Annotated in this window: 22 protein-coding genes; 13 read left to right on the forward strand and 9 right to left on the reverse strand. The window is 70.1% G+C overall.

Annotation, left to right across the window (positions count from 1 at the left end):
* Positions 1-82: 82 nt before the first annotated feature.
* From BMY07_RS22540 to BMY07_RS22555, 4 genes are read right to left on the reverse strand one after another with little or no spacing between them, the layout of a single operon-like run.
* Positions 83-2,281, reverse strand: a complete 2,199-nt coding sequence (locus BMY07_RS22540; protein ID WP_245782570.1) for a translocation/assembly module TamB domain-containing protein — start codon at positions 2,279-2,281, stop codon at positions 83-85.
* 59 nt (positions 2,282-2,340) lie between these two features.
* The gene (locus BMY07_RS22545; RefSeq protein WP_092782075.1) at positions 2,341-3,090 is read right to left on the reverse strand and encodes an amino acid ABC transporter ATP-binding protein; all 750 of its coding nucleotides are present in this window, start codon (positions 3,088-3,090) and stop codon (positions 2,341-2,343) included.
* A 7-nt stretch (positions 3,091-3,097) separates the two neighbouring features.
* A complete protein-coding gene (locus tag BMY07_RS22550; RefSeq protein WP_092782077.1) occupies positions 3,098-3,928 on the reverse strand; it encodes an amino acid ABC transporter permease in 831 nt (276 codons plus the stop codon).
* Positions 3,925-4,764, reverse strand: coding sequence for an ABC transporter substrate-binding protein (locus BMY07_RS22555; RefSeq protein ID WP_218150727.1), 840 nt, complete (start codon positions 4,762-4,764; stop codon positions 3,925-3,927). The genes BMY07_RS22550 and BMY07_RS22555 overlap by 4 nt, the downstream gene beginning before the upstream one ends.
* A 298-nt stretch (positions 4,765-5,062) precedes the next feature.
* Between BMY07_RS22555 and BMY07_RS22560 the strand changes: the two genes are divergently transcribed.
* The 8 genes from BMY07_RS22560 (at position 5,063) to BMY07_RS22595 (ending at position 11,342) form a co-directional block, all read left to right on the forward strand.
* Entirely contained in the window at positions 5,063-6,178 is a 1,116-nt protein-coding gene (locus BMY07_RS22560) for an ADP-ribosylglycohydrolase family protein (RefSeq protein ID WP_245782571.1), read from the forward strand.
* A gap of 82 nt (positions 6,179-6,260) precedes the next feature.
* On the forward strand, positions 6,261-6,806 hold the full coding sequence (locus tag BMY07_RS22565) for a YbaB/EbfC family nucleoid-associated protein (protein ID WP_245782572.1): 546 nt from the start codon (positions 6,261-6,263) through the stop codon (positions 6,804-6,806).
* 14 nt (positions 6,807-6,820) lie between these two features.
* Entirely contained in the window at positions 6,821-7,129 is a 309-nt protein-coding gene (locus BMY07_RS22570) for a type VII secretion target (RefSeq protein ID WP_092782086.1), read from the forward strand.
* On the forward strand, positions 7,126-9,078 hold the full coding sequence (locus BMY07_RS22575) for a WXG100 family type VII secretion target (protein WP_092782089.1): 1,953 nt from the start codon (positions 7,126-7,128) through the stop codon (positions 9,076-9,078). Before BMY07_RS22570 ends, BMY07_RS22575 begins: the two co-directional genes overlap by 4 nt.
* Positions 9,078-9,515: a hypothetical protein gene (locus BMY07_RS22580; protein WP_092782092.1), complete on the forward strand. Its 438-nt coding sequence runs from the start codon at positions 9,078-9,080 to the stop codon at positions 9,513-9,515. The genes BMY07_RS22575 and BMY07_RS22580 overlap by 1 nt, the downstream gene beginning before the upstream one ends.
* Positions 9,512-10,135 carry a hypothetical protein gene (locus BMY07_RS22585; protein WP_092782095.1) on the forward strand — a complete coding sequence of 208 codons (624 nt, stop codon included), beginning with the start codon at positions 9,512-9,514 and terminating at the stop codon, positions 10,133-10,135. Before BMY07_RS22580 ends, BMY07_RS22585 begins: the two co-directional genes overlap by 4 nt.
* Positions 10,132-10,560, forward strand: coding sequence for a hypothetical protein (locus BMY07_RS22590; RefSeq protein ID WP_092782098.1), 429 nt, complete (start codon positions 10,132-10,134; stop codon positions 10,558-10,560). The genes BMY07_RS22585 and BMY07_RS22590 overlap by 4 nt, the downstream gene beginning before the upstream one ends.
* Positions 10,561-10,676: 116 nt before the next feature.
* The gene (locus tag BMY07_RS22595; RefSeq protein WP_245782573.1) at positions 10,677-11,342 is read left to right on the forward strand and encodes an endonuclease V; all 666 of its coding nucleotides are present in this window, start codon (positions 10,677-10,679) and stop codon (positions 11,340-11,342) included.
* On the opposite strand, the gene BMY07_RS22600 is transcribed toward BMY07_RS22595, so the two are convergent.
* On the reverse strand, positions 11,339-12,760 hold the full coding sequence (locus tag BMY07_RS22600; RefSeq protein WP_092782319.1) for a M20/M25/M40 family metallo-hydrolase: 1,422 nt from the start codon (positions 12,758-12,760) through the stop codon (positions 11,339-11,341). The genes BMY07_RS22595 and BMY07_RS22600 overlap by 4 nt on opposite strands.
* A gap of 446 nt (positions 12,761-13,206) precedes the next feature.
* Between BMY07_RS22600 and pdhA the strand changes: the two genes are divergently transcribed.
* Genes pdhA through BMY07_RS22615 form a run of 3 tightly spaced genes read left to right on the forward strand, consistent with a single transcriptional unit; the run spans position 13,207 to position 16,865 of the window.
* Positions 13,207-14,412, forward strand: a complete 1,206-nt coding sequence (gene pdhA / locus BMY07_RS22605; RefSeq protein ID WP_092782104.1) for a pyruvate dehydrogenase (acetyl-transferring) E1 component subunit alpha — start codon at positions 13,207-13,209, stop codon at positions 14,410-14,412.
* The gene (locus BMY07_RS22610) at positions 14,412-15,437 is read left to right on the forward strand and encodes an alpha-ketoacid dehydrogenase subunit beta (RefSeq protein ID WP_092782107.1); all 1,026 of its coding nucleotides are present in this window, start codon (positions 14,412-14,414) and stop codon (positions 15,435-15,437) included. Before pdhA ends, BMY07_RS22610 begins: the two co-directional genes overlap by 1 nt.
* 3 nt (positions 15,438-15,440) lie before the next feature.
* Positions 15,441-16,865 (forward strand): dihydrolipoamide acetyltransferase family protein, encoded by a 1,425-nt coding sequence (locus BMY07_RS22615; protein ID WP_092782110.1) that lies wholly within the window; start codon positions 15,441-15,443, stop codon positions 16,863-16,865.
* Positions 16,866-17,260: 395 nt separating this feature from the next.
* Here BMY07_RS22615 and BMY07_RS22620 read toward each other — a convergent pair whose 3' ends face one another.
* A complete protein-coding gene (locus BMY07_RS22620) occupies positions 17,261-17,860 on the reverse strand; it encodes a hypothetical protein (RefSeq protein WP_092782113.1) in 600 nt (199 codons plus the stop codon).
* 55 nt (positions 17,861-17,915) lie between these two features.
* Positions 17,916-18,485, reverse strand: a complete 570-nt coding sequence (locus BMY07_RS22625; protein ID WP_245782574.1) for an SCP2 sterol-binding domain-containing protein — start codon at positions 18,483-18,485, stop codon at positions 17,916-17,918.
* Positions 18,486-18,620: 135 nt separating this feature from the next.
* Between BMY07_RS22625 and BMY07_RS22630 the strand changes: the two genes are divergently transcribed.
* Positions 18,621-19,280, forward strand: a complete 660-nt coding sequence (locus tag BMY07_RS22630) for a TetR/AcrR family transcriptional regulator (RefSeq protein ID WP_092782116.1) — start codon at positions 18,621-18,623, stop codon at positions 19,278-19,280.
* 665 nt (positions 19,281-19,945) lie between these two features.
* Here BMY07_RS22630 and BMY07_RS22635 read toward each other — a convergent pair.
* Both BMY07_RS22635 and BMY07_RS22640 read right to left on the reverse strand, forming a co-directional pair.
* Positions 19,946-20,749, reverse strand: coding sequence for a MaoC/PaaZ C-terminal domain-containing protein (locus tag BMY07_RS22635; protein ID WP_092782119.1), 804 nt, complete (start codon positions 20,747-20,749; stop codon positions 19,946-19,948).
* The gene (locus BMY07_RS22640; protein WP_092782122.1) at positions 20,749-22,080 is read right to left on the reverse strand and encodes a 3-oxoacyl-ACP reductase; all 1,332 of its coding nucleotides are present in this window, start codon (positions 22,078-22,080) and stop codon (positions 20,749-20,751) included. The genes BMY07_RS22635 and BMY07_RS22640 overlap by 1 nt, the downstream gene beginning before the upstream one ends.
* Positions 22,081-22,157: 77 nt before the next feature.
* On the opposite strand from BMY07_RS22640, the gene BMY07_RS22645 reads away from it, so the two are divergent.
* Positions 22,158-23,438 carry an acetyl-CoA C-acetyltransferase gene (locus tag BMY07_RS22645; protein WP_092782124.1) on the forward strand — a complete coding sequence of 427 codons (1,281 nt, stop codon included), beginning with the start codon at positions 22,158-22,160 and terminating at the stop codon, positions 23,436-23,438.
* Positions 23,439-23,548: the final 110 nt, after the last annotated feature.

The following is a 23,548-nucleotide window of genomic DNA, read 5'->3' on the forward strand; positions in this document are numbered from 1 at the left end:
TGGGTTGGATGTTCCGCTACAAGCATGGGTCTTTGGGTGGCTTGATCCAATCCCCACGGATCCTGGGAGAGCTGACCGCGGGTCAGGAGGTTCGGCGGAGCATGCGGGTTACGCCTGCGGCGACGGTGGTGGCGAGGATCCAGCCCAGGGCTATGAAGACGGCGGAGATCCATTGGGAGGGGCCGTCTACGGTCCATTTGTTCTTGTGGCCGAAGTCGACGATGGGGACTAGGAGGTCCAGGGTGTAGAGGACCGGGTTCCAGACGAGGTGGTCGTCGGTGTTGGATTCGTGGGGGGTTGGGATCAGGGAGAACCAGAGGGTTCCGGCGATGAGGAAGCCGAAGAGCCACGCGAGGGCTCGGGTGGGGCGGTAGCCGTAGCCGACCATCCAGCGTTGGAGCCAGCTCCACAGGCGGATGCCGGGGGCGGCTAGGCGAGCTCCGTCGGCCAGGGCGTTGTAGCGGCAGCGTTGTTTTTCCACCAGTACGGTCGCGGCGTGTTCTTCGTTGCCCGCGGCGCGGAGCATGTGGGCGAATTGGTCGTAGGGACCGGGGCGGTAGACGTCGCGCATGCCTTCGCGGAGCCAGTGGAGTCGGCGTTCGATCTCGGCGTCGTCGTCGAGTTCGACCGGGACGGTGAGGGCGTCGTAGCGGAAGTCCTCCAGTTCGATGCCGCCCCGGGCGCGCCAGAGGGTCTCGTTGTCGGTGAGGAAGGCGCAGCGGGCGTGGCGCAGGTCGATGCGGCCGCGGGGTGCGGTGGCGACGTCGAGGCGGAGTTCCTGGGTCTGGATGCCGAAGGCGTTGAGGGCCACCGGGTCGTGGTCGTTGCCCAGTTCGGCGCCGTGGAAGTTGGTCTCCCGCAGGATCTCCGCGCGGCGCATGCGGATCTCGCCGTGCGCGGCGAACGGTTCGGCGCAGATCAGGTCGCGGCCGATGTGCGACACGCGCAGGTCGAGCGACGGCTTCGGGGACGAGTCCCGCGCGTAGCTGCCCGGTGCGACGAACCGGCTGCCGCGCAGGTCCAGGTTCGCGCCGACCTTCGCGCCCGGCAGCAGCACCGAGCCGAACACCAGCAGCGACCGGCCGTCGAGGTTGCCGCCGACCGAGAACCGGCGCCCCTCGACGGCGTCCCCGTGCCGGTTGCTCAGCACGGCCCGGTCGAACAGCACGCTGCCCTGCACCTTCACGTCGACCAGCCGGATCTGCCCCGCGACCCGCGCGTCCCGGGCGTCGATGCCGCCGCGGACCTCGGTGCCGTCCAGGTGCAGCGCTCGGTCGGCGTACGGCCCGGGCGCCCCGGCCTGCTCGACGAACGCCTCCCGCCCGCCGGACAGGTCGACCCGCGAGTGCGACAGGCGCAGCGAGCCGCCGATGTGGGCGTTGACGATGCGGACGGTGCCGGTGCTGCTGAAGTCGCGGTCGAGGTTGACGTTGCCGTCGACCCTGGACCGGTCGGCGACGAGGGTGGCGTTGGGGTCGAAGAACGGGTCGTCCGGGGGAACCGGGCGGGAGTGCTCGGTGCGCGGGGTGAGCTGCGCGCCGCGCAGGGAGAAGTCGCTGTCGACGCGGGCGCTGGGCAGGAAGAGTTGGCCGTCGCAGCGGAACCGGGCGCCGGTGCGGGGGTCGGCCGTCAGGTGCAGGTTGCCGCCGACCTGCAGGCCGTTGCCGTTCATGGCGATGCCGCGCGGGTTGTCCAGGTGGGCGCCCGCGAAGTTGAGGTTGCCGCCGCTGCGCAGGCCGGGGATGCGGACCTCACCCCTGGCGACGAGGCTCGACGCCAGCAGCGCGCCCGCCAGGTGCAACCGGTCGCCGTGCAGGGCGGGGCCCTTGGTCGGGGCAAGAGTGGCGCCGGTGAGCACGAGGGTGCCGTGGATCTCGCCGTCGGTCAGGTCGAGGCTGCCCGCGATAACAGTGCCACCGACGAACTGCAGGTCGTTGTCGCTGCGCAGGTTGCGGCCCTGGAGCCCTGGCAGCCAGCAGTTCCGGAACTCGACACCAGCGAGGCGGGCCTGCCGCATGTCCGGCGGCTGCTCGAACCGGCAGCGGACAAACTCCAGCAGGTAAGGGAACTCCACCGCGCGTAGATCGAGCGGACCGACCAGGTAGCGGTCACTGACGCTGACTACCGGAACCGTCGTCGGTCTACGCCGCCGCAGCACCCCGCCGTTCTCCGGGTCTACACGCCGCACGACGTCTGGAGCCTGCATGACGGCCCACTCGGGCGGGTCGGGGGAGTGCGGGTCCAGCACACCCCCGACCTCGTCGGTCTCGCGTCCGGCCACGGCGTCCCCCTCCCCTCAGAAGGGAGAACGCACACCGGTCACGCTTCGTTCCCGGGGGATTACTCCGAGCGGTTGATCGGATCCAACACCCGGGCGAGGAACGTCTTGGTCCGTTCGTGTTGCGGCGCCGCGATGACCCGCGACGGCGGACCCTGCTCGACCACGACGCCGCCGTCCATGAACAGGACCTTGTCGGCGACCTCGCGGGCGAACTGCATCTCGTGCGTGACCACCAGCATCGTCATGCCCTCGGTGGCGAGCGTGCGCATCACCCCGAGCACCTCGCCGACCAGCTCCGGGTCGAGCGCGGAGGTCGGCTCGTCGAACAGCATGACCTCCGGCCCCATCGACAGCGCGCGGGCGATGGCCACGCGCTGCTGCTGGCCGCCGGAGAGGGTGGCCGGGTAGGCGCGGGCCTTGTCGGCCACGCCCACCTTCTCCAGGTTCTCCATCGCGGTCCGCTCGGCGTCGGCCTTGTCGCGCTTGAGCACCTTGCGCTGGGCGATGGTGAGGTTGTCCAGCACGGTGAGGTGCTGGAACAGGTTGAACTGCTGGAACACCATGCCCACGCGGCGGCGGGCGGCGTTGATGTCGCAGTCGGGGTCGGTGATCTCGACACCGTTGACCACGATCCTGCCGCTGTTGGGCTGTTCGAGGAGGTTGACGCAACGCAGCAAGGTGGACTTACCGGAGCCGGACGGTCCGATGACGCAGACCACCTCACCGGACTCGACCGTCGCGTCGATGCCGCGCAGGACCTCGAGGTCGCCGAACGACTTGTGCAGGCCGAGGATCTGGACAGCGCTCATCGGGGGCTCACCTGGCCTTCTGTTGCTTGGCTTCCAACCGGCGCACCACGTAGCCCAGCGGCAGGGTGATCACCAGGTAGGCGGCACCGGCCAGCACCAGCGGGGTGGAGTCGGCGTACTCGGTCGCCAGGTCGCCGCCGAACTTCGACAGCTCGGTGGTCAGCGAGGTCACGCCGAGCACAAACACCAGCGAGGAGTCCTTGAACAGCAGGATCAGCTCGTTGGTCAGCGGCGGGATCACGATCCGCAGCGCCTGCGGGATGACGATCGACACCATCGCCCTGGTGTGCGACATGCCCAGCGAGCGGGCCGCCTCGGTCTGCCCGCGCGGCACCGCCTGGATGCCCGCGCGGAACGTCTCGGCCATGTACGCCGAGGCCACCAGCCCCAGCGCGACGGCGACCGTGCCGTACTGGTCGAACGGGAACTTCATCCCGGGGAAGGCCACCGGCAGGCCGAAGCCGAAGATCAGGAAGACGACCAGGGCGGGCAGCCCGCGGAAGACCTCGATGTAGGCCAGCGCGAAGCCCCGGTACACCGCGATCGACGACAGCCGCGCGAGCGCCACGACCAGCCCGAGCACGAACCCGACCACGTACGCCGACAGCGTGTAGATGACCGTGTTCTTGAGCGCGATGGTGATCAGCTCGGGGAACGCCTGCTTCGCGACCTCGAGGTCGGCGAAGTTCTCCACCACCGCTTTCCAGTCGGCGGACAGCGCGATGAAGAGCACCGCGGCGGCGAAGATCGCGTACTGGGCGCTGCGGGCGATCCGCTGCCGCTTGCGCGGGCTGAGGCGGGCCCGGGGTGCCGGGCCCGCCTCCTGGCCGTGGCTCACTTGCCCGACGGGGTCGACTTGGGCTTGGAGCCCATCCACTGCTCGTACGACTTGGCCCAGGTGCCGTCCTTGATGGCGGCGTCGAGCGCGTCGTTGAGGGTCTTGAGCAGCTCGGGGTTGCCGCCCTTCTTCACCGCGATGCCGTACTGCGCGCCGGTCTCGATCTCGGCGCCGATCTCGAACTTCTCGCCGAGGCCCTGCTTCTTGAGCCACTCGTTGACCACGGGCAGGTCCTGCAGCACCGCGTCGACCTGACCGGCCTGGTAGGCCTGCAACTGCTTGCCGGAGTCCTCGAACTCGGTCGGCGTGAAGCCCTTCCCGGTGGCGTAGTCGAGGCTGGTGGTGCCCCGCTGCACGCCGATCTTCTTGTCCTTGAGCTGGTCGAGGCTGGTGATGCCGGAGCCCTTGGGCACCAGCAGCGCGATGACCTCGTCGAAGTACGGGTTGGTGAAGTCGAGGTTCTGCTTGCGCTCGTCGGTGATCGTCATGCCCGCGGCGGCCACGTCGCACTTGCCGGAGTTCAGCGCGGCACCGCTCTTGATGACGTCGAACTGGATGTCGACGATCTCCTGGGTGACCCCGAGCTTCTTGGCCGCGAGGTCGACCATGTCGACGTCGAAGCCGACGGTCTTGTCGCCCTGCTTGAACTGGAACGGCGGGTACGGCAGGTTCGTGCAGGTCTTGATCTTGCCTGCCTCGACGAGCTTGACCCCGTTCGCCGCGGTGTTGCCGCCGCTGGAACCGGTGGTGCCGCCGTCGGAGCTGCCGCAGGCCGCGACCGCGAGTGCGAGCGCGGGCAGCAGGGCGAGCACCTTCAGCTTGGATCGACGCGCCACGGTGTCACTCCTCATTCATCTCAGGTGCGAGGTGGGACGCATACTGCCATCCAGTGCCGAAACTGTGCACTACTCGTCGGTTTGTCACATGTACGCATCCTATTTGTTGCGTAGACGAGACGCCGGACGCACTTTTTCCCGCCTCAGAGCCTGCTTGCCGAAAGATGCGCGGCATCCGGACCGCCGGGGTGGAGCAGAGGCGCCGGTGTGAGATCTCCCTTCGAGTCCGCATCGCAACAGATCGCGAACAGATGGCGCCAGGGGTGCTCGTCACCAGATGCCACTACGCTTCCCATACGTGGACGGTGATCTGCCCTACGAGCGCGTGATTCCCGCTGACCGGTGGCTCGGCTCCCTGCTGGCCGGCGCGGTCGGCGACGCATTGGGCGCGCCGATCGAGTTCCTCTCCATAGACGAGATCCGTGGTCGCTTCGGCGAGGCGGGGGTAACCGGCTACGAGGAGGCCTACGGTGGCCGTGGCCGGATCACCGACGACACGCAGATGACCCTCTTCACGCTAGAGGCGATGATCCGCGGTCACCTCGGTAGACGCCTCATGTTCTTCGAGCAGCAGCCCGCGTCGGTGATCCAGCACGCCTACCAGCGCTGGTACCACACGCAGGGCACCCCGTGGCACCAAGCGGGCGGCTCTTACGCCATGGAAGCCGAGCCGGACGGTTGGCTTATCCGCGAGCGCGGGCTCTACCACCGCCGTGCTCCCGGGGCGACGGTCCTTACCTCGCTCAAGGGCTTCGCCGCGGGCAACGACCGCGGCACGCTCTCGCACCGCATCAACGACTCGAAGGGCTGTGGCGCGGTCATGCGCGCCGCGCCGTGCGCGTTGTGGTCGGAGGACCCGCTCGACTCGTTCGTCGTGGCCGCCCAGTCCGGCGCCCTCACCCACGGCCACCCCAGCGGATACCTCACCGCGGGCGCGCTGGCGTTCCTGGTGCACCGCCTGCTCGACGGCACCGACCTGCCCACCGCCATCGCCGAGGTCCGGGCTGAGTTGATCACCTGGGAGGAGTCGGCGGAGACGGTCGACGCCATCGACGACGCCGTGGACATGGCCGGGCGCGGCAGGCCGAGCGCGGAGACGCTGGCCAAGCTCGGCGGCGGCTGGGTCGGCGAGGAGGCGCTGGCCATCGGGCTGTGCGCGGCGCTGGTGGCCGACAACCTGCCCGACGGGCTGCTGCTCGCGGTCAACCACTCCGGCGACAGCGACTCGACCGGCGCCATCTGCGGCAACCTGCTCGGCGCCGCGCACGGTGTCGGCGCGCTGCCCGACGAGTGGCTCGCCGACCTGGAGCTGCGCGACGTCATCGAGGAGCTGGGCCGGGACGCGCTGATCGAGTTCAGCCCGACCAACTCACTGGAGCAGGCGGGCTGGCGGGAGCGCTACCCGGCCTGGTGAGTGCGCGGAAGGGACTGACAAGCCGGGCGCGGTCGGGGACACTGGCCGCGCCATCGCCACCGAGCAAGCCCGGGAGCCACGCGTGAGCCAGCCGTCGTTCGGCGGGGACGGATTCCAGACCGAGCAGGAGCTGCGCCGCTGGTCGGCGGGCGTCGCCGCCAAGGCGGAGCGCTACCAGGTGATGCAGACCGAGGTCGCCCGCGTGTCGGTCACCGAGTCCGACCGCGACCGCGTGGTGACCGTGACCGTGGACGCCACCGGCGCCGTCACCGACCTGGTGATCAGCGACGACGCCCGCGAGATCAGCGGCGCCGAGCTGTCCACCCTGGTGCTGCGCACGATGCGGGCGGCCCAGTCCCGGATCACCGGGGCGGTCGCCGAGGTCATGGAGCGGACCGTCGGCGACGACCCGCAGACCGTGGCCGCGGTGGTCGGGTCGTACCGGGACAGGTTCCCGGAACCGGAGCCCGAGCCGGAGCGTCCAACCGCGAGCACCGTCGACGAGATGCGCCTGGGGCGGGTCGAGGACGGTGAGGAACCACCGAGACAGCGACCGACCCGGTCGACCCGCCCGAGCACCGACGACGACCCGGACGATGACTGGGGCGGACCCTCGATCCTGCGCTGAGAAGGAGTCCAGCGGTGCCCGACGGATACGGCGTCCTCACAGATGAGCTGGGCGCGCACGCAGGCAGGCTCGACGCGCTCAACGACCGGCTGGAGCAGGCGTTCGACGCGGCCGACCAGGTGCACCTGGGCAGCGAGGCCTACGGGGTGATCTGCCAGTTCTTCGTGCCGATCGTGCAGGCGGTCAGCCGGCCCGCGGTCGACTCGATCCGCGAGACGGCCACGACCATGGAGGCCACCGCGAACGGCGTTCGCGAAACCGCGGGCTCTTACGTCAACACCGAGCGCGCCAACAGCCAGCCCTTCTCCGGTGGTGCCAGGTGACGAACCCCCTGGTCGCCGCGCGCGAGGACTCCACGAAGAGCTACACGGGCATCGGCCTGGTCGAGTCCGCGGCCGACATCTACAACGGCGTGCAGAACGGGTCCTGGGTCGAGGGCGGGCTCGGCGCGCTCGGCGGCGGCCTGGAGGTCCTGTCGCTGGCGCTGGACCCGATCGGCACGCTCGGGCAGTACGCGATCTCGTGGGTGATCGAGCACGTCGCCCCGCTGCGCGACGCGCTGAACTGGCTGGCAGGCGACGCCGACCAGATCGCCGCGTACGCCACGACCTGGAAGAACGTGTCGCAGGCGGTCGGCGGGATCGCCACCGACCTCGGCACCGAGGTCGCCAACAGCACCTCCGCCTGGACCGGTCCGGCCGCGGACGCCTACCGGGCGAACACCGCGGCCCAGGGTCAGCACATCACCGCGGCCGCCTCCGGCGCCGGGACGATCGGCACCGTCGTCGAGGTGGTCGGCGCCCTGGTCGGCGTGGTCCGCGGCATCGTGCGCGACCTAGTGGCCGAGTGCATCTCGACGCTGCTGCTGCGGCTGCCGCAGTGGCTGGCCGAGGCCGGGCTGACGCTGGGCCTGGCCACCCCGCACATCGTCGCCTCGGTCGGGGCGCTGGTGTCGAAGTGGGTCGGGCGGATCACCGAGGTGATCACCAAGCTGATCCGGTCGGTGGAGAAGCTGCGGCCGATCCTGGCGAAGCTGGGCGAGATCTGGGAGGCGATCAAGTCGGGGCTGCGCGGTCTGCGCACCACCCCGCGCGGCGCCGACACCCCGTCCGCGCCGGACGCCGTTCGCAAGGCTCCTACGCACGTCGACCCGCCGTCGACGACAGGCCAACCGAACCTGACCACCCCCAACACGCCGAACGCGCCATCGACGTCCACTGCGCCGAGCGGGTCATCGGCTCCGACGACGACAACGAGCAGCGCGCCTCCCACGCCTTCTACTACTACGGCACCCAGCGGCACGTCCTCGCCGTCGACCACACCGTCTTCGGTTACGCCTACCGTCACGCCGTCGTCTTCGACCGTGCCCAGCAGTTCGGTCTCACCGTCGACTACGCCTTCGTCGGCCACCCCCACGGTCACGCCGTCGTCGTCCACGGTGCCGAGCGGGTCGTCCACGCCGCCTGCCTCTTCGACTACCGGTGGCGGCGGGGGCGGGACCCCGCCGGTCAAGCCGACCACCCCGGGGTCGTCCGGTCCGCACTGGACGGACACCGTGCGCGGCAAGTTCACCGACGCCGAGTGGGCCGACTTCAAGAAGGCCATGGACAAGCTCGGCGCCGACCCCAAGGCGGGCGACGTCCCCGGCTCCGGCCAGCTCACCCCGCACGAGCGGGACCTGATGGCGCGCGCGATGAAGGAGGTCGAGGTCACCAACGGCACGCTGATGCAGAAGGTGATCCCGGACGCCGACGTCGCCAACTACCTCAACGGCAAGTACACCGAGGTCGGCGGCTTCGTGGCCCGCCACCAGGACGCGGGCGTGCTCAACACCCCGGCCGACCTGATCAACGGCAACCGGCTCGACTACACCGGCACCCCGTACGACGTGAAGCAGCCGACTATCCACACCATCGAGTTCCCCGCCTCCGACGCCTCGCTGTACCGGACACCGGTCGGCGCGCCCTCGGTCGACCCGTCGGTGCCCGGCGGGCTCGGCGCGACCGACCCGAAGGTGCTGGCCGCGCGCGACGACATGGTCAACGCCGTGCAGAACGCGGGCGTCCCGCCGGACCGGTACAGCCCGTCGATCAACCAGTGGCCCTACACCGGCGCCGGGGTGACCGCGCACCCGACGATGGGGGTGCCCGAGTTCCAGATGTCGAGCCGGATGCCGATCCCGGACGGCGCGACCATCAACCAGTTCGACGCGGCGGGCAACAAGACCGTCGTCGCGGTGTATGACAGTGTGCTCGGGTGGGTGAAGCCGTGATGAGGTACGCCGGGCCGCGGTCCGGTGAGTTCGCCGTGGTGCGGGGGGTGACGCACCCGTGCACGTACTCGCCGAACAACGACCGGGTCGTGCTCAAGACCCAGCAGGCCGACAACCCGGACGCGACCCTGTTCTCCTGGCACGAGCGCTACGGCGGCTGGGTCGCCGACCTCACCTCCGCCGACTGCGACCGGGTGTACTCGGCCAGGTCGTTCGGCAGGTGGCAGGGGCACCGGGTGGCCGTCGAGTCCGTCGTGGACGGGGTCGCGGCGGTCACCTACGCCGACTCGAACGGCGGCTGGGCCGCGGAGAACGGCTTCACCGAGGTGGACAGGTACGAGTACCGCCGCGAGGTGCCCGCCGCCGAGCTCGGGGACGTGCACGAGGAGCAGCGGGACCTGGGGTTCACCCGGTGGCGTGAGAGCACGTTCGAGTGACGGGGAGTCTGAGCGACCACGAGCGGGCGCTGACCGCGCGGGTCCACGCCATCGTGACGCTGGCGCCGGACACGTGGCTGGTCAAGGTCCTCGCGCCGTGGTCGGTCGAGCGCTACCTGCGGCACGAGGTGTCGCCCGGCGCGGTCGGCGCGCACCCGCCGTTCGACTACCGGCTGGTCAGCGGCACCGTCGGCCGCCTGCAGGACTGCGGCAACCTCCGCACCCCGCGCGACTTCCACCAGGCGTTCCGGCTGGACTACGCGGGCAGCCCGTTCCACCCGGACATGCCCGTGCTGCACACCATGGAGTTCACCGCGGGCGCCCCGGACCGGTACGTCGTGCCCTTCGGCGCGCCGACCGGACCTCGCGAACCTGCGTACGCGATGACCGCGGCCGCTCTAGCTGCGGGTGTGGACCCCAACTCTGTCCGCACCGAGTTCGCGCCTTGGCCGTTCACCGGTACGGGACTCACCGCGGGCGGGCCGTTGGCGCTACCTGAGTGGTGGAAGCAGCCTGGCGTGATCCCTAGAGGCGCGCGCATCGTGGCTTACACACCGCGTGGACCCCACCCGGTCGCCCTGTGGACAGCGTCCACCTGGACTCCCTTGGACCCTCGATGACCTACCAGCGCCCCCGCACGGGCATCATCGCCGTACTCGACGGCCGCGAGTATCCGGCCAGCGTCGAGGGCGGGCAGGTCACGCTCACCAGCCCGGGCGATCCGGTCGACCCGCGGTTCACCCGGACGGCTGGCGGCTGGGAGTTCGTGGTGACGCTGGACGTGCTGGAACGGCTGGACGAGGTCACCACGCGCGCCGAGCACCTCGGCCACGACTGCCTGGTGGTCGGCATCTCGCCTGAGGGGTCGGCTGGGCTCTACTACCTGGGCCCCGACAAGACCCGGGCCGCCGCGGACGGGTTCGTCCAGATCGACCCGGGGACGTGGGCCAAGAACACCCAGGTGGGCGACCTGACCAACTTCCGCGAACACCACGCCGATCTGCTCTTCCCGATCTGGCTCAACCAGGCTCCGTCTCGCTCCTGACCTGCGGGAACACTGCGCGCCGGGGGGTGTGGGCGAAGATCATCCGGTGCTGAGCAGCCCCCGATGCACAGCCTTCCGGGGCGGGGTGACAGGACGGGTGGCGAGGGTGGCGGGCTGTGGATAGCGGCGGGGTTGTGGACAACTTCGGGTGGGGATGGCCGGATTCCGAGGTCGAGGCCGTCGCGGTGCAGGAAGGGCTGCGGGGGCGGGTTCGGGCTGCGACGCCGGAGGGGTTCAGGCCCAGGACTGCTACTGGGCTTGATGTCCACTACACCGACGTTCTCACCGCTGCGGTGTGCACGGTCGACCTTGAGACGTTGGAGCTTGTCGACTCGGCTATCTTCCAGGGCCCCGAGAGCTTCCCGTACGTCCCGGGTCTCTTCGCGTTCCGCGAGCTTCCGCTGCTGCTGCGAGCCTTGGACAAGCTGACAACCCCACCGGAAGTCCTTGTCTGCGACGGCCAGGGGTTGGCTCATCCGCGCCGGTTTGGGCTGGCCTGTCACGCGGGTGTACTCACGGGCATCCCGGCTCTAGGCGTGGGCAAGAACGCGCTGGGCGACTTCGACCAGCCAGGACCGCGTAGAGGCAACTGGTCAGCGCTGACTGACGACGGTGAGGTTGTCGGTCGGGCATTGCGCACGCAGGACAACGTCAAGCCGGTGTTCGTGTCGGTCGGCCACTTGATGGACCTCGACACCGCCACTGACCTGGTGCTCACCCTCACGCCGCGGTACCGCCTGCCGGAAACGACCCGGCAGGCGGACCACCTGGCGCGGAGCTAGGACCTGGCGTGCGCGTCGAGGATGTGCGCGACCGCCTCGGTGACCTTTTCGGCTTGTTTCACGTGAAGCCATTCGTCCGGGACGTGGGCGTTGCTGTCCGAGCCGAGGGCGCCGGTGATGACGAACTGGGCGTCCGGGTAGAGCCGGGCGAGCAGGCCCATGAACGGGATGGAGCCGCCGAGGGACACCGTCTGCCACGGGTTGCCGAACACCTCGTCGGACAGCGCGTCCAGGCTGGCGCGCAGCCACGGCGCCAACTGCGGGGCGTTCCAGCCGTCCGCGGCCTCGGTGCGCGACAGCTCGACCGTGGCGCCGTAGGGGACGTCCGAGGTCAGCGAGTCGCGGACGGCCTCGAGGGCGGCCGCGGAGTCCGCGGTCGGCGGGAGGCGGAAGCTCAGCGTCAGCGTGGTGAACGGGCGCAGGACGTTGCCCGCGTCGACCGGCACCGGGAAGCCGTCCGCGCCGATGACCGACAGCGTCGGGCGCCAGCCGTTGTTCAGGACCAGCTCGACCTCGTCCTGGTCCACCGGCTGGGTGTCACCGTGCAGGGGGAACACCGTGCGGAACGTGCCCGGCGCGGCGGCCACCGACTGCGCGGCCTCGTCGGCCCGGTCGTCCGGGATGTCGACGTGCATCTCCTTGATCAGGATCTCGCCGGACTCGCTGTCCTCGATGCGGTCGAGGAGCCTGCGGATCACCCGGAACGAGCTCGGCACGATGCCGCTGGCCAGGCCGGAGTGCTGACCCGCGTCCAGAACGCGCACAGTCAGGTCTACCGACGCGAGTCCGCGTAGCGAGGTCGTCAGCCACAGGCGCTTGTAGTCGCTACCGCCGGAATCCAGGCACACGACCAGGGAGACCTGACCGAGCTGGTCGGAGAGGTGTTCGAGGTAAGCGGGCAGGTCAGGGCTACCGGACTCCTCGCCGGTCTCCAGCAGCAGCACACACCTGCTGTGGGACCCGCCGCCCGCGCGAACGGCCTCGATCGCGGCAGTGGCCGCGTACCCGGCGTAACCGTCGTCCGCGGAACCCCGCCCGTAGAGCCTGCCGTCGCGCAGGACCGGCTGCCAAGGTCCGAGGCCCTCGCTCCACCCGCCCACCGGCGGCTGCTTGTCGAGGTGCCCGTAGAGCAGCACGGTGCCCTTGTCGTCACCGGTGGCGGGGACGTCGAGCAGCAGCACCGGGGTGCGGTCGGGCAGGGAGACCACCTCGACGCGCGCACCGGGGATGTCGCGCGCGGTGATCCAGCCGCGCAGGTGCTCGACGGCGGCGTCGAGGTGCCCGTTGGCGGCCCAGTTCCCGTCGAAGTGCGGCGAGAGGGCGGGTATCGCGACGAAGTCCGACAGGCTGGGCAGGATCTCTGCCTCCCACAACTCCCGGACGGTCTGCTGAACGGCTGTCTTGTCCACGGTCGCGATACTGCCACCAGAACCGGCGGTCGACCCCACCGCGGCCGGACGTCTCAGGGGTTCATCAGGCTGGGTCGGGCAGGGTCGGGGTCGGCGCGCGGCCGGATCACGTTCCCGCACCGCGCCGCGCGCCCCATCTGTGACACAGGTCACCGGCAGGTCACGTGCCGGTCGCGGGCGTGTCGACCCCGTCCGCGTGAGCTGCCCCGACCCCCCTCTCCTGGGACCCCCTACGGTCGGTGGTCCAAGCGTTTTCGCAGCTCAACGACACCCTGTGGACAAATCAGGGCGTGCTCGGGCTCACTGCTGCACACTCTCCCGTGTCAGGATGTGAGAGCAACGCCGTCAGTGCCGACGGTGGCCAACGCCCCAACCCAACGGCGGTGGTGGCCGGCGGCGCGGCCGTCTGCCGTCGCCACGAGCGACTGCGCGGCACAGACACGAGGAGAACGCGCATGTCGTCCCCAGAACAGTGGACGCACCCGGAACCCCGGGAAGGGCCTGCCGCAACGGCAGCGGCCCCGTCAGCAGAGCAGGTGATCGCGGGTTTGCGTGCGACCAGTGAGGGCGGACCGGAACTGGTCCAACTGCTGACGCCGGAGGGCGAGCGGGTCGAGAACCCCGAGTTCGACCGGTACGTCGCCGACGTCACGGCAGAGGACCTGCGTGCGCTCTACCGGGACATGGTCCTGGTGCGCCGCGCGGACCGGGAAGCCAACGCGCTGCAGCGCCAGGGCCAGCTCGGCATCTGGGTCCCGCTGCTGGGCCAGGAGGCCGCGCAGATCGGCGCCGGGCGCGCGCTGCGCGACACCGACATGGTGTTCCCCAGCTACCGCGAGCACGGTGTCGCCTGGTGCCGGGGCATCTCCCCCAAGGAGATCCTGGGCATCTTCCGCGGCACCGACCACGGCAGCTGGGACTCCAACGCCAAGCGCTTCCACCCCTACACGATCGTGATCGGCAACCAGGTGCTCAACGCCGCCGGTTACGCGATGGGGCAGCGGTTCGAGGGCAAGGTCGGCGACGGCGACAGCGAAGCGACCATGGTGTTCTTCGGCGACGGCGCCACCAGCCAGGGCGACGTGCACGAGGGCTTCGTGTGGGCGGCGGTCTACGACGCGCCGCTGGTGTTCTTCTGCCAGAACAACCAGTGGGCCATCTCCGAGCCGACCGAGCGCCAGTCCCGGCTCCCGCTCTACCAGCGCGCCCGCGGCTACGGCTTCCCCGGCATCCGGGTCGACGGCAACGACGTCCTGGCCACCCTCGCGGTGTCGCGGTGGGCGCTCGACGAGTGCAGGCACGGCAACGGCCCGGTGCTCATCGAGGCGTTCACCTACCGGATGGACGCGCACACCACGACCGACGACCCCACCCGCTACCGGCACTCCGACGAGTTGGAGGCCTGGAAGCTCAAGGACCCGATCGAGCGGGTCCGGGTGAACCTCGTCCGGCACGAGCACGCCGACCAGGACTTCTTCGACTCGGTCCAGGCCGACGCGGACGCACTGGCCGCCGACCTGCGCGAGTTCTGCTTCACCATGCCCGAGCCGCCCGTCAGGCAGATGTTCGACCACGTCTACGCCGAGGCCAGCCCGTTCGTCGACGCCCAGCGCGACGAGTTCCTGGCCTACCAGGCCAACTTCGCCGGAGGTGAGCACTGATGGCCGCACCCGTGATCAGCAAACCGAACGGGTCCGCGACGACCCAGTCGCTCACCCTGGGCAAGGCGCTCAACCTCGGGCTGCGCACCGCCATGGAGGCCGACCCCAAGGTCATCGTGATGGGTGAGGACGTCGGCAAGCTCGGCGGCGTCTTCCGCATCACCGACGGGCTGCAGAAGGACTTCGGCGAGCACCGCGTGCTGGACACGCCGCTGTCGGAGTCCGGCATCATCGGCACCGCGGTCGGCCTGGCCGTGCGCGGGTTCCGGCCGGTGTGCGAGATCCAGTTCGACGGGTTCATCTTCCCCGGCTTCGACCAGATCGTGTCCCAGGTGGCCAAGCTGCACGCGCGGACCCTGGGCCGGGTGCGGGTGCCGCTGGTGATCCGGGTGCCCTTCGGCGGTGGCATCGGCGCCGTCGAGCACCACTCCGAGTCTCCCGAGTCGTACTTCGCGCACACCGCGGGCCTGAAGGTCGTGGCCTGCTCCAACGCCGTCGACGCCTACTGGATGATCCAGCAGGCGATCCAGAGCGACGACCCGGTGCTGTTCTTCGAGCCCAAGCGGTACTACCACTCCGGGTTCATGAAGGCCGAGGTCGACACCACCGCCACCCCCGACCCGCTGTTCGCCTCGCGCCTGGTGCGCGCGGGCAGCACGGCGACCGTCGTGGCCTACGGGCCGTCGGTGAAGGTCGCGCTCGACGCGGCGACCGCGGCCGAGGAGGAGGGGCGCTCGCTGGAGGTCATCGACCTGCGGTCGCTGTCCCCGCTGGACCTGCAACCGGTGTTCGAGTCGGTGCGCAGGACCGGTCGGCTCGTCGTGGTCAGCGAGGCGCCCTCGGAGGCGTCGCTGACCTCGGAGATCGCCGCCAGGGTGCAGCAGGAGTGCTTCTACTCGCTGCAGGCCCCGGTGCTGCGGGTGACCGGGTTCGACACCCCGTACCCCCCGGCCAAGCTCGAGGAAGACTTCCTGCCCGACCTCGACCGGGTGCTCGACGCCGTCGACCGCTCGCTGGCCTGGTGACCCGTGCCTGACTTCAAGAGCTTCCCGCTGCCCGACACCGCGGAAGGGCTGACCGAGGCCGAGATCCTGAACTGGCACGTCCAGCCAGGGGACACGGTCACCGTCAACCAGATCATCGTCGAGATCGAGACCGCCAAGGCCGCCGTCGAGCTGCCCTGCCCGTGGGCCGGTGTGGTCACCGAGCTGCACGTCCAGCCAGGGCAGACGGTGGACGTCGGCACGCCGATCCTCACCATCGACGTCGACCCCGGTGGCGCCGCGGCGCCCGCTCCCGCGTCGACCCCGGCTCCGGCCGCGGCCGACGAGGAGGAGATGAAGCCGCTGGTCGGCTACGGCGCCAAGACCGTCACCGCCAAGCGGCGCGCCCGCAAGGGCCCGGCCGTCCCGGTCGAGGCCGCCGCGGCCGCGGCGCAGAGCACGGTGGCGGCCGCGTTCGAGCACCACCAGGGCCCGGTGCCGGACAGCCCGCCGCCGAGCACCCCGGTGCGGCCCGCCATCCCGGTCGTGCCCGACAGCCCGGCCGCGCTGGTGGACCTGCCCGGCGGGTACGTGCCGCTGGCGAAGCCGCCGGTCCGCAAGCTGGCCAAGGACCTGGGCGTCGACCTGCGCGAGCTCACCGGTACCGGCGACCGCGGCGTGATCACCCGCGCCGATGTCGAACGGGCCGCGACCAACGGCTCGGTCGTGCCGGAGCAGGAGCCGACGCCGGTCGGTGGCGTGGTCCGGGAGCGCGGCGAGCGGCGGGTGCCGATCAAGGGCGTTCGCAAGGTCACCGCGCAGGCCATGGTCGCCAGCGCCTTCACCGCGCCGCACGTCACGGAGTTCCTGACCGTGGACGTCACGCCGATGATGGAGCTGCGCGCCAAGCTCAAGGACCACCCGGACTTCCGCGGCGTCAAGCTCACCCCGCTGGTGTTCTGCGCGAAGGCCCTGGTGACCGCGATCAAGCGGACCCCGGAGGTCAACAGCAGCTGGGACGAGGCGGCGCAGGAGATCGTCTTCAAGGACTACGTGCACCTGGGCATCGCGGCGGCGACACCGCGCGGCCTGATCGTGCCGAAGATCCGCGACGCCGACACCCTGTCGCTGCGCGAACTCGCGGTGGCCCTGGAGTCGCTGACCACCGTCGCGCGGGAGGGCAAGACCCCACCGGCCGACATGGTCAACGGCACCATCACGATCACCAACGTCGGCGTGTTCGGTGTGGACACCGGCACCCCGATCATCAACCCGGGCGAGTCCGCGATCCTGGCCTTCGGCGCCATCCGCGACACCCCCTGGGTGGTCGACGGCCAGATCACCATCCGCAAGGTCTGCCAACTGGCCCTGAGCTTCGACCACCGCCTGGTCGACGGCCAACAGGGCTCGGAGTTCCTCGCCGCGGTCGGCGCCCTCCTGGCCAACCCGGCACTGGCGATCACGTACTGAGTCCGGAGTCCTGACAGCGCGGGGCCGTGGGAGATGAACTCCCACGGCCCCGCGCCGTTCACCGGGTCGGCACGGTTCTCGGCTCAGAAGGCTGACTTCCAGAACATCCGCCCAGCCCCGCAGTCGATCGAGCCCGTGAGTTGCGGGCAATCACGTCTCGCGCGCCTGGCTAGAACCACCTTCTGCGGCCTGCCCCGAATCGGCCGACCTCGCAGCTAGCGAGCCTGACCAGTGGCGGCGAGGTCGGACACCGCGTCCGGCAGGCGAGTTGGGCTCCGGCGAAGTCGCGCAGAATCCTGCATTCCCGGGCTCGCTGCCAGGTGAACCGGCGTTGGCGATCACCGACTCCAACGGCACGGGGCGGTGGGGAGTCAGTTCCCACCACGGGCGCGCGCTTACCGGGTCGGGCCGGTGGCGGCGAGGTCGGACATGGCGGCTTGGAGGATGCGCTTGGCTTCGGCGAGGCCGTGGTCGTCGATGAGGTCGCGCAGGCAGCGGCAGTCGCCGAGGTCGCGGGCTTCGGTGGCGCACAGGTAGACGCCGAGGACGTGCAGGGAGCGGGGGAGCAGGTCGTCGGTGCCCAGGTCGCGGTGCCGCTGGGCGAGGTGCCTGGTGACCTGCAGGGCGACCGGGCCGGGGGCCTGGGCGCGGGTCGCGGCGTCGTCGGTGGCGGCGAGTTGGGCGAAGCGGGTGCAGGTGGACGAGGCGTCGGAGCCGGTGAGGGCCTGCCAGGTGTCGGGCGGGATGGCGAGCCGGGCGCGGGCGGCGACGATGGCCTGCCACTGCTCGGTGGCGATCCGGACGCCCTCGGTCCTGGTCGCGGCGCGCATCGGGGTGCGGGGTGCGCGGGTCGTCTGCCGGGGGACGACGGGAGGTGCCGGCTTGGCGAAGAGCAGGCCGAGCCAGGTGTGCGCGCGGCAGCGCTTGCCGCGCCGGGACACCGGGGCGACGCAGGGTTCGCCGTCGTCGGTCTTGGTGCTGCCACAAACCGCCACGGGTGGCATGGTCCGGGTTCGGCGCCTGGCTGTCACGCGGCGTCCCCCGAACAGGTCACGGCAGGTCGAAGTGGCCGATGAGCCCGGCCGCGAAGGCGATGTCGCCCTTGACCTTCACCCGGCCCGACAGGAACAACACGGGTAGCGCCACAGCACCGGTGATGGCGCGCAGGAAGTCGGCCGGGTCGATGGTGATGGTGACCCGCGGGTCGGCGGTCGGGTCGGGGCCGGAGGTGCACCGGCCACGGTCGATCACCGTCTCGAACCGGTCTTCGCCACCGGGGCCGGTGAACCGCCAGTGGACGACCGCGCGCAGGTCGTCGTTGGCGAGGTGCTCGGCCATCCTGCGGAACAGCTCGGCGAACACGACCGGCCGCAGGTCGGGGTGGGCCATCAGGGCGTCGACCTGCTCGCGGGAGGCGCGGCCGAGGAAGCGCAGGAAGGTCTCGGTGCGCATGCCTGCCAGGTCGATGCCGGTGCCCGCGTCGCCGAGCATGTGCAGGACCTCGATGAGCTGCACGAACTGCTCGGCGGTGAGCCGCGCCGGGTCGACGGCGTCGGCGAGGCCGTCGAGGTCGACCACGGTCACCGGGGGCAGCCGGTTCCAGCGCCGCCGCCTGCTCACCGGCGGCGGGGGTCGTCATCTCGGCGCGGGGTGATCGCCCGACCGATACCATCCCGCATGGGACACCTCCCGTACCTACTGAACGGTAGGCTACGGGCGGGTAGGTGGGTCGGCAAGAGCAGCGGGAGGTCCGGCGTGAGCGTCGACGAGGAGCGTCGACCGGCGCGCGCGAAGCGGCTGCCCCGGGAGGTCCGGGAGCGGCAGATCCTCGACGCCGCGGTCACGGTGTTCTCCCGGCACGGCTACCACAACGCGTCGATGGACGAGATCTCCGACGTCGCCGGGGTCTCCAAGCCGATGATCTACGCCTACCTCGGCCACAAGGAAGACCTGTTCGCCGCCTGCATCCGGCGCGAGGCCTCGCAGCTGATGGAGGCCATCGCGGGCGGGGTGCGCGCCGAGGCCCCGCCGGACATGCAGCTGTGGCACGGCCTGCGCGCCTTCTTCCGCTTCGTCGGCGACCAACGCGAGAGCTGGCGCGTCCTGCACCGCCAGGCCACCTCCCAGGGCGGCCCGTTCAGCGAAGAACTCCTGGCCATGCGCAGCCGCGCGATCACCCTGGTCGACGCGCTGCTGGTCCGCTCCGCCACCAGCCGAGGCCTGAACGAGACCGCGACGAAGTCCACCGAAGCCCTGGCCGCAGCCCTGGTCGGCGCAGGCGAGTCCCTGGCCGACTGGTGGCTCGACCACCCCGACGTCCCCGAGAAGGTCGTCGCCTCCTGGCTGATGAACCTCGTGTGGATGGGCCTCGGCAACCTAGTCGACGGCGCCATCTGGACCCCAACCGGCGAGTAGAGGCCCCGCCCGGCCAGAGTCCGGAGCCCCATCTCCGAACATGTCGACCACGGCAATCTGTCAATAGGCCCAGGTCGGGAGCAGTGGATAGATGAAGGGGATATGGACAGATACTTGTCCTGAACGATCGTCGGCCCACACCCGCCCCCAAACGACGTTGGCCGAACAACGCTCCTCGGAGTCGCTGGTGCCAACTGCTCGATGGGGTGGACTTGTTTTGTGTGGGGGAGCAGTGCCCGTAGCGTCGTCCACGCGGCAGGGCCTGCTTTTCGGCCCCTGCTTTGCGGTCCTGCCACGGGTACTGCCGGGGCCACGCACAAAACAAGTCCACCCCATCGAGCAAAGCTCGAAACTCGCGCCCCAACGCAATGCCGAAGGCGAGGTTCAGTCGTCGATGGCGAAGCCGAATTTGAGAGCCGCCAGTCCCTCAGCTCAAGATCAAACCCGCCAAGGCACCCCCCGATATACAGCTTACCGACCAGCACAGACAAACCGCCCCGAGCGACCAGACACCCTGTGGACAACCAACTCCACAAGATCAAACCGCCCCAAGCACCCCCCATTTCCAGCCTAACGAACCACCCCACCCCACTGAAACACCCAACCCAGCACCTGTGGACAACCCCACCCCATGTGGACACTCCCACCCATGTGGACACCCACCATCAGAGCGAACCGACCACCCCACTCAAATAAGGCCGAGTCCCCCCAACATCAGTCAACCCAAACCGCCCAGTCCCCTGGTCCGCATAGAACCCAACCACACCAGGCAGCAACACCGGCAACTTGAACCGAACATCCACCTCAAACCCACCACCCAACCGCCCCTCAAACGCAGCCAAGCACCGCGCCTTGCTCCACATCCCATGCGCAATGGCCCGGCGAAACCCAAACACCCGAGCGGCAAGCGGATGCAGATGGATCGGATTACGATCACCCGACACCGCCGCATACCGCCGTCCGATGTCTCCAGGGACGTGCCAACGCGAGGTAGGCATCGGCACCGGATCCGGAACAGAACCCCCAGAACCAGGCCCACGGCGCAGATACGTGCTCGTCCCGCGCCACACCACAGCCCCATCCACCGACGCGGCACTGATCATGTCGAACTGCGTCCCCTTGGGGTGCGGCCGCAGGTTCTCCCCGTGCACCCGCAGGTCAACCCGCTCCCCAACCCCCACCGGACGGTGCTGCACGATCCGGTTGGCCACATGCACCGTCCCGATCAACGGAAACGGGAAGTCGGCATCCGTCATCAGCTTGACCTGTAAGGGAAAAGCGACCACGTGCAGGTAAGTCGCAGGCAGTTCGTCGCTCAGCCGGAACCCGCAGACCTGGTTGTACGAAGCCAAGTGCTCGGCATCCACCCCAACACCGACGCGCTCATAGACCCGGGTAGGCAACTCACCGCCGCGCTTGGTGAATCCGGTCAAAGCCTTGAGGTAAAGGCCACCCAGCCCGGGAGACATCACGCCCCCAGCAGGCTCTGGCCGCAGACGCGGACGGTGTTGCCGGTGAGGGCGCCGGAGGCGGGATTGGCGTACCAGGCGATGGTTTCGGCGACGTCCACGGGGAGGCCGCCTTGGGCGAGGCTGTTCATGCGGCGGCCTGCTTCGCGGATTACCAGGGGTACTGCGGCGGTCATCTTGGTTTCGATGAAGCCGGGGGCCACGGCGTTGATGGTGATGCCGCGTTCCGACAGAGCCGCTGCGTGGGCGTTGACCATGCCGATGACGCCTGCCTTGCTGGTGGCGTAGTTGGCTTGGCCGGTGTTGCCCGCGATTCCGGCGATCGAGGAGACGCCGATGATGCGGCCGCCGTTGTGGAGCACGCCTGCCAGGAGTGCGGTGTTGACCCGGAGTTGGCTGGCGAGGTTGACCGAAAGCACGGCGTCCCAGGCGGTGTCCTTCATGTTCGCCAGCTTCTTGTCGCGGGTGATGCCCGCGTTGTGGACGACGATGTCGACGCCGCCGTGGCGGGTTCGCAGGTGGTCGGCGAGGCGGGCGGGGGCGTCGGGGGCGGTGATGTCGAGTTGGACGGCGGAGCCGCCGATGTGGTTGGCGACCTCGGCGAGGGCGTCGCCTTGGGCGGGGACGTCCAGGGCGACCACGTGGGCGCCGTCGCGGGCCAGTACCTCGGCGATGGCGGCGCCGATGCCCCGGGAAGCGCCGGTCACGAGGGCGACCTTGCCCGCCAGCGGCACGGCCCAGTCCTCCGGTTCCACTGCTGTGCCACCGAAAGCGCCGATCCGGATCACCTGCGCGTCGACGTACGCGGACTTGCCGGACAGCAGGAACCGCAGGGTCGACGCGATGTCCCCCTCCGCACCCGGCTCCACATAGACCAGTTGGGCCGTCGCGCCGCGCACGAGTTCCTTGCCGACCGAGCGGACGAAACCCTCCAGGGCGCGTTGGGCGATCTGCTCGTCCGCGTCGGCGATCCGCTCCGGCGGCGTCCCCAGCACCACGACCCGACCGCACGTGCCGACCGACCGCAGCACGGGGTGGAAGAAGTCGTACAGCTCCCGGAGTTGCTCTACAAGAGTGATCCCCGTGGCGTCGAAGACGAGCGCGCCGTAGACGTCCGCGTCGGTCCGGACCTCGACCCCGGCGGACTGGCACACGGCGGCGACGTGGTCGCTCAGGCGGCCGCCGGGGGCGGAGCCGAGCAGCGCGGGGCCGTCCAGCACCGGGTCGCCGGGGCGGTGCCTGCGCAGCGGGGTCGGGTTCGGCAGGCCGAGCCGCTTGACCAGGACCCGACCGAGGCCGGAGTTGCTGAACCGCTGGTATCGGTCTGCCATCGGGGCGCGCCTCCTAAACTACTCTTGAGTAGGTTAGGATCGTAGCGCAGTCCCGACCCCTCGTTCTGGAGGACGCAATGGCCCCGAGTCCCGTGCGCCGAGTGGCGGTCCTCGGCGGGAACCGCATCCCGTTCGCCCGGTCCAACGGCCCGTACGCCCGCGCGTCGAACCAGGACATGCTGACCGCAGCGCTCGACGGCCTGGTCGCCCGGTTCGGCCTCCAAGGGCAGAGGCTCGGCGAGGTCGCGGCGGGCGCCGTGCTCAAGCACAGCAGGGACTTCAACCTGACCCGTGAGTGCGTGCTGGGCAGCAGGCTCGCCGCCGACACCCCCGCTTACGACGTCCAGCAGGCCTGCGGCACCGGCCTCCAGGCCATCGTCCAGGTCGCGAACAAGATCGCCCTCGGCCAGGTCGACTCGGCCATCGCGGGCGGGGTCGACACCACCAGCGACGCCCCGCTCCAGGTCAACGAGGACCTCCGGCGGATCCTGATCTCGCTCAACAGCGCCAAGTCCGCGGGTCAACGACTCCGGCTGCTCGCCAAGATCCGCCCGGGCCACATCGTCCCGGACATCCCGCGCAACGCCGAGCCGCGCACCGGCCTGTCCATGGGCGAGCACGCCGCGCTGACCGCCCAGCGGTGGGGGATCAGCCGGGAGGCGCAGGACGAACTGGCCGCCGCCAGCCACCAGAAGTTGGCCGCCGCCTACGACCGCGGGTTCTTCGACGACCTGGTGACCTCCTACCAGCGCCTGACCCGCGACCAGAACCTGCGCCCGGACTCGACGGCCGACAAGCTCGCCAAGCTCAAGCCCGCGTTCGGCGGCGAGAACGGCACGATGACCGCGGGCAACTCCACCCCGCTCACCGATGGCGCCTCCGTGGTGCTGCTGTCCAGCGAGCAGTGGGCCAAGGAGCACAGCTTCCCGGTGCTGGCCTACCTGACCTTCAGCGAGACGGCCGCGGTCGACTACGTCCACGGCGACGAGGGCCTGCTGATGGCGCCCGCCTACGCCGTGCCGCGGATGCTGGCCCGCGCCGGGCTCACCTTGCAGGACTTCGACTACTACGAGATCCACGAGGCCTTCGCCTCCCAGGTGCTCGCGACGCTGGCCGCGTGGGAGGACGTCGAGTTCGCGAAGGACCGGCTGGGGCTCGCCGAGCCTCTTGGGGCGATCGACCGGTCGAAGCTCAACGTCAACGGTTCGTCCTTGGCCGCGGGACACCCGTTCGCCGCGACCGGCGGTCGGATCGTGGCGACCCTGGCGAAGCTGCTGCACGAGCGCGGGTCCGGCCGCGGTCTCATCTCGATCTGCGCGGCGGGTGGCCAGGGCGTCACGGCGATCTTGGAGAAGTAGCCACCTCTACAACTATCTACCTCCAGCCCTAGAGATCCCAAGACAGTCCGAGTGGGCGGGCGCGCCGAGGGAAATATCGGGCTGGCGCTAGACACCCCGATACCGTCGCA

The organism is Actinokineospora terrae (genome assembly GCF_900111175.1).
In the GTDB taxonomy this organism is placed as follows: Bacteria; Actinomycetota; Actinomycetes; order Mycobacteriales; family Pseudonocardiaceae; genus Actinokineospora; species Actinokineospora terrae.